We start from the raw sequence: 5,552 nt of genomic DNA, 5'->3' as shown, positions 1-5,552 counted from the left end.
CTTTATCCCGACGCCAAGGAGTTGATGATCACGGCCGATGGGGGCGGGAGCAATGGTTCTCGGGTGCGCCTCTGGAAGCTGGAATTACAAGGGCTTGCCGATGAACTCAATCTGCCGATTCGGGTGTGCCACTTTCCTCCGGGCACCAGCAAATGGAACAAAATCGAGCACCGTCTGTTTTCCTATATCAGCATGAATTGGCGGGGGCGACCTTTGGTGAGTCACGAAGTCATTGTCAATTTGATCGCGGCTACAACCACCAGCAAAGGCTTGAAAGTGTACGCCGCCATTGATCCTACACCCTACCCCAAGGGTATCAAAGTCACTGACGCTGAATTCGCTACCATCCAAATTGATCGCGATAACTTCCATGGGGAATGGAATTACGTCATCTCACCAAACAAAAAGTCCATGTAGTTTATTTATGATTCCTAATGTCCGGATATTGTTACGGTAACAGGACGATTTGCGGGATCGTTCAAGCCCCGCACATGGCGTAATGTCACCAGCCCACCGTAAAGGCCTTATATTTGCCCTCTGGCGCATTTTCTGACGCAGGTTATCTAAGCCACCCGATAAATGAGGTGTCCTAGAAAGCGGCGTTGCCTTGCTGCCATCATGACAGTTCCCAACGGTATGCGGACATAAAAAGGCCGCCTCTTCAATCGGCGGCCATATAAACCAAAGGACGTTCAGCTAGTTGATGGTATGTGCCGTGTCAAAGCTGTTCGGACGCATGGGCATCGTGGCTTTGTTATCAGGCTGTAGGGCAAGGTGCCTAGCGGGGACCAGAACACAGTGGGCGGACATCCCGTTGATACGCACGGTCTTGTCCCAGGTGGAACCCGGAACGTCCTTCAAACCGCCAGCCCACGCACCATTTTTGTTATACCGTGACCCCTTGAGCAAGTCGGTCAATCCGCTGTGCTTATGGGCGATGGCAAGACATAAATTTCCATCATTTTCCCATACCCTCAGCCCCACCAGCCCCAAGGCGCGGATTTCATCGCTATTTGTGCCGCCATTCACCAGATTGCTTACTAGTCCACCAATGGAACGGGTTTCACGGTTAATATGTTCTCTGCCAGTGTCATCACACTCATGATATTCGACCGGAATGTTTTTGGTGAGCAGAGTGTTCAATATGATCTCGTGTTCCGCCGTGCCTTGGCGCATCTCATCCAGTTGCGGCTGCAAACAGATAATCATGACTTTCAGAAAAGTCAGTACATGCTCATCCGTCTGTATTTTCGGGTTGGAAATCATGCTGGCGGCAATGACCGTACCAAAGGTTTCCGCCTCACGAGAATCCCCATTACCGGCATACGTGTTCCAGTTCTTCAACACCAAATCATAAATGTGCTGAAACCGTCCCCAACGCTGAATCGTGCCCCAGAAAAAGATGGCGGATTCCTCTGGCGTCAGGTTTTCCGGTGGCTGACCGGTTGCACCCTCGCGAGGGGACAGCTTGACCATGACGATTCGGCTGCGGTCGGCGGGTTCCAGTGCAGGTTCTGCGATACTCGCAGCCATCACTGAAGTCATGATGCGAAATTCGATGCCCTTTTGGTCCGCCGTTCCCTTGAAAACGGTGCTGGTAGCCGAATAAGCCGCACGCATGATCTTCAGCACCTGTTCGATGGCCGAAAGAAACTTCTGCCCGTTTTCCGTGTTTTCTTTTTCCAGCTCGTCGATGATGAATGCGAAACAGGAATTTTGCAGAAATTGGCGCATACCCGCTTCGGTCACACTTGAACCCATGTCCGTATGCTTCAGGTAACCGATGAGCATATGTGCCAAGTACGACAGTAGTCGGGATTTGCCGCTGCCTCGCGGACCTACGACCCACATGTGCGGACGACGTTCCAGCAAGCCCAGATATACCACCATGGTCATCCAACCCATGACTAAGGATGGACCCATAGGGAAATTCTTGAGTCTGTCGTCCATGACTACCGGCTTTTCAAACGACCACGTACCTAAATCCCGATAAATCTTGGCGCAAACGCGGGCGTACTCATCATCCGTGACGGTGTGTTCCGGCGGCGGTGGCGGGGTGGCGGCACCGCCATTCACATATAATTCCCTGCGGTTTTCGTCAATACGGTCAATGGTTGACCCGTCTTGCAAATACACCGCGTTATGCGTATTGATGACAATTTCACGTTTATCCGGCGACCAGACACCTGTACCGAAAATCCGATCACCACCGTGGAACGCGCCCTTATTCGCACAGTCTGATGCAACCGACATACAGGCTTTTTTAATATCAATTTCCATGGTTTCACCGACCATCTTGGTGAATCGCTGTTCCAGCCAAGATGCGCCGCAGATACCCGCCAGTGTCGCTGCATTGTTGAGGCTGGCTAAACTGGTTTTAATCAGACAGTTCTGCGGAATAGACCAGAGAGCCACCATCAGACCGTCATTCGACATGCCCAAGGGGATGTAACCGCCTTCGCCATCCCCTGCAGTCGCCCGTTCGCAGACCGTTTCAATCTGCTTAATCAGGTCATCCGTCTGACCGTTCTGGATGGCATCATCCAGACCTTGCTTTTCAACCACAACGAGCTTACCGCCTTTAGGTGCGTATTCCGGGGCATCGTGGGCACCCATTACGATTGATCGTGGGCACTTTTGTGGATTTTCCGGAATCGGTGCCCACGATGGCGGAATCACTGCCCACGATACTGGAACGGTGTCCAGGTTTCCCCTTGGCGAAAAGAAAACATTCTGGTCATTCATTGGCTTAAACAGCATCCTTGGCTCTTTTTACAGGAGATCAAGGATGCCCACACCGAGGATGACCATGAAGGCAATTCAAGAAGTAATCCGTTTACATGCTGCAGGCCTCAGCCAGCGGCAAATTGCGCAGGCCTGCCGTCTTTCTAAGGGAGCGGTTGGCAAATATTTGCAGAAGGCCGAACAGGCCAGTATCTCTTGGCCTTTGCCCCCCGAAATGGACCTGGCAAAACTGGAAGCACTGCTTTTCCCCAGTCATCGGTCTGCCACTGTGACGGCGCCAGTGATGCCGGATTTTGCGGCCATCCACACGGAGATGCGGCGCAAGGGGATGACTCTGCAACTTTTATGGGAAGAGTATGTAGCAGCGCATGACGAACAGCGCGTCTATCAGTATTCCCAGTTCTGCACCCACTATCGGGCCTGGAAAGGCCGTCTCAAACGCAGCATGCGCCAGGAACATTTGGCCGGTGACAAACTCTTTATTGATTACGCTGGCCCTACGGTGCCGGTCATTGACCCCGGCACTGGCGAGATTCGCCAGGCCCAGATCTTTGTCGCCGTGTTAGGGGCCTCCAGCTATACCTATTGCGAGGCCACCTGGAGCCAGAGCCTCAGCGACTTCCTGGGGTCCCATGTGCGTGCCCTGCGGTACTTTGGCGGAGTGCCCGTCCTGCTGGTCCCCGACAACCTCAAGGCGGCCGTCACCAAGGCCTCCCGATACGAACCCGAGATCAACCGCAGCTATCAGGATCTGGCCACCCATTAAGGGGCCGTAGTGCTTCCAACACGCCCCTATAAACCCAAAGACAAGGCGAAGGTCGAGGTCGGCGTGCAAGTAGTGGAGCGCTGGATTCTGGCGCGTCTACGCCACTTCCAGTTCTTCTCGCTGATGGAGCTCAACAGGGAGATCCGCCGCCTGCTGGAGGATCTGAATCAGCGCCCCTTCAAGCAGCTACCCGGCAGCCGTAAAAGCACCTTCGAGGCTTTGGATCGACCCGCCCTAAAACCCCTGCCAGCGCAGGATTATGTCTTTGCCGTCTGGAAAACCGCCAAGGTCAGCATCGATTATCACGTGGAGTATAACCGGCATCGTTACTCGGTCCCTTACCGTCTGGCCCATGAGCGGGTCGATCTGCTGGTCAGTGCCCGAACCGTAGAAATATTCCATCAGCAGCAACGGGTGGCCAGCCACCTGCGCGAAGACAGTCAGGGCGGCTACAGCACGCTCACGGAACACATGCCCAAGGCCCATCAGCGGCATAGCGAATGGACTCCTGGACGGTTACTGAACTGGGCGCTCTCCATCGGCCCTGCGACCCGGGATGTGGTGCGCTGGCAGCTGGAGAGCAAGCCCCATCCCGAGCAAGGTTACCGCTCCTGCCTGGGCTTGCTCAGCCTCTCCCGCAGCTATGGCAAAGATCGCCTGAATGCCGCCTGCCTCCGGGCAATTAAAGTGGGGTCTCCAACCACCAACAGCGTCAAATCCATCCTGCAGCAGGGACTGGATCAGGTCACGGAGACCCATCAAAAGGCGGCCCCGCTACCCGCCCACGACAATATCCGCGGACCCCGCTACTACCATTGAATAGGAGGAAAAATCGCATGTTACAACAACCCACTCTGAATGCGCTGCGTCAGCTCAATCTCCACGCCATGGCTGAGGCTCTGGACGAACAATCTCGTCTCACACAGGTCCAGGATCTCCCCTTCGATGAGCGTTTGGGACTGCTCCTGGACCGAGAACTCTGTGCCCGGGATCAACGCCGTCTAACGCGCCTGCTGAAGCTCGCCCATCTCAAGCAGAATGCCTGTGTGGAGGATATCGACTATCGCGGCTCCCGTGGACTGGACCGATCCAAGGTGATGGCACTGATCCAGAACACCTGGATTCGGCAAGGCCATAATCTGCTGATTACTGGCGCCACCGGCACCGGCAAAACCTGGCTGGGCTGTGCCCTGGGCCATCAGGCCTGCCGTCAGGGATTGAGCGTGCGGTATCTGCGCTTGCCCCGCCTGTTTGAAGAACTCCGAATTCGTCATGGTGACGGCAGCTTCGGGCGTTATCTCACCACGTTGGCCAAGGTCGATCTACTCATACTGGACGATTGGGGGCTTGCTCCTATGAATGCCGAGGATGTTCGGGACCTGCTGGAAATCATTGATGACCGGGTAAACCAAAGGGCCACGCTGATTACCAGCCAGCTCCCGGTGAATCATTGGCACGAATATCTGGGCGAGCCTACCGTGGCCGATGCGGTACTGGACCGACTGCTGCAGAGTGCTCACCGACTGGAGCTGAAGGGGGACTCCCTGCGTCGTCACCGTGATGGACGCGACACCCCTAAAGTTGACGCATCGTGACCACCTGGGGATAAAATGGCGGTGACCAGAATGTACGCTTTTCGGGGGTGCCCACGATCAGCGGAATCACTGCCCACGATCGCCGGAATGCGCACCGGGGCGTAATCAAAGATCACGATGGGATGCGGGGCATCCGCCTGACTGCGATACACCCAGAGATAAGCTTTGTCCGTCTTGCCGCTGCCGGGGTTGAGGACCGGCAGCGGCGTCTCGTCGGCGTGCAGAATCTTTCCTTCCAGCAAGGCCATTTTGCAGGCTTCGGCGAGCAGGCTGATCCAGTACTCGCCCTGACCCAGCCAACTGCAGAGGGTAGCGCGTGAGATCGGTACGCCCGCTCGCTGGTACTGGGTTTCCTGCCGGTACAAAGGCAGATGATCGACATGTTTCGCCGTCATCACCTGAGCCACCATGCGCGCCGTGGGCAAGCCCTTGTCAATCACCTGGGC

General features: G+C 55.5%; 3 protein-coding genes and 2 pseudogenes. 3 read left to right on the top strand and 2 right to left on the bottom strand.

From position 1 onward, the window contains the following. On the top strand, positions 1–417 hold a 417-nt coding region (locus H7F11_RS16380; protein ID WP_193658281.1), incomplete at its 5' end, for an ISAzo13 family transposase. A gap of 279 nt (positions 418–696) precedes the next feature. On the opposite strand, the gene H7F11_RS16375 is transcribed toward H7F11_RS16380, so the two are convergent. Continuing rightward, positions 697–2,616 carry a hypothetical protein gene (locus H7F11_RS16375; protein ID WP_193651174.1) on the bottom strand — a complete coding sequence of 640 codons (1,920 nt, stop codon included), beginning with the start codon at positions 2,614–2,616 and terminating at the stop codon, positions 697–699. Between the two features lie 193 nt (positions 2,617–2,809). Here H7F11_RS16375 and istA point away from each other — a divergent pair. Next, positions 2,810–4,330: pseudogene (istA, locus tag H7F11_RS16370) on the top strand (IS21 family transposase). Positions 4,331–4,347: 17 nt separating this feature from the next. Then, positions 4,348–5,106 (top strand): IS21-like element helper ATPase IstB, encoded by a 759-nt coding sequence (gene istB, locus H7F11_RS16365; RefSeq protein ID WP_193651175.1) that lies wholly within the window; start codon positions 4,348–4,350, stop codon positions 5,104–5,106. Positions 5,107–5,195: 89 nt separating this feature from the next. Here istB and H7F11_RS16360 read toward each other — a convergent pair. Further along, positions 5,196–5,552: pseudogene (locus tag H7F11_RS16360) on the bottom strand (IS66 family transposase); the annotation flags it as partial.

This window comes from Acidithiobacillus sp. HP-2 (assembly GCF_015100155.1).
In the GTDB taxonomy this organism is placed as follows: Bacteria; Pseudomonadota; Gammaproteobacteria; order Acidithiobacillales; family Acidithiobacillaceae; genus Acidithiobacillus.
The sequence above is the reverse complement of the archived record's forward strand: the minus strand, read 5'-3'. Positions and strand labels throughout refer to the sequence as shown.

Excerpts from the sequence above, each read along its gene's own strand:
- H7F11_RS16375 (WP_193651174.1), bottom strand. The coding sequence starts at position 2,616 with ATGGGTGCCCACGATGCCCCGGAATACGCACCTAAAGGCGGTAAGCTC.
- istB (WP_193651175.1), top strand. The coding sequence starts at position 4,348 with ATGTTACAACAACCCACTCTGAATGCGCTGCGTCAGCTCAATCTCCAC.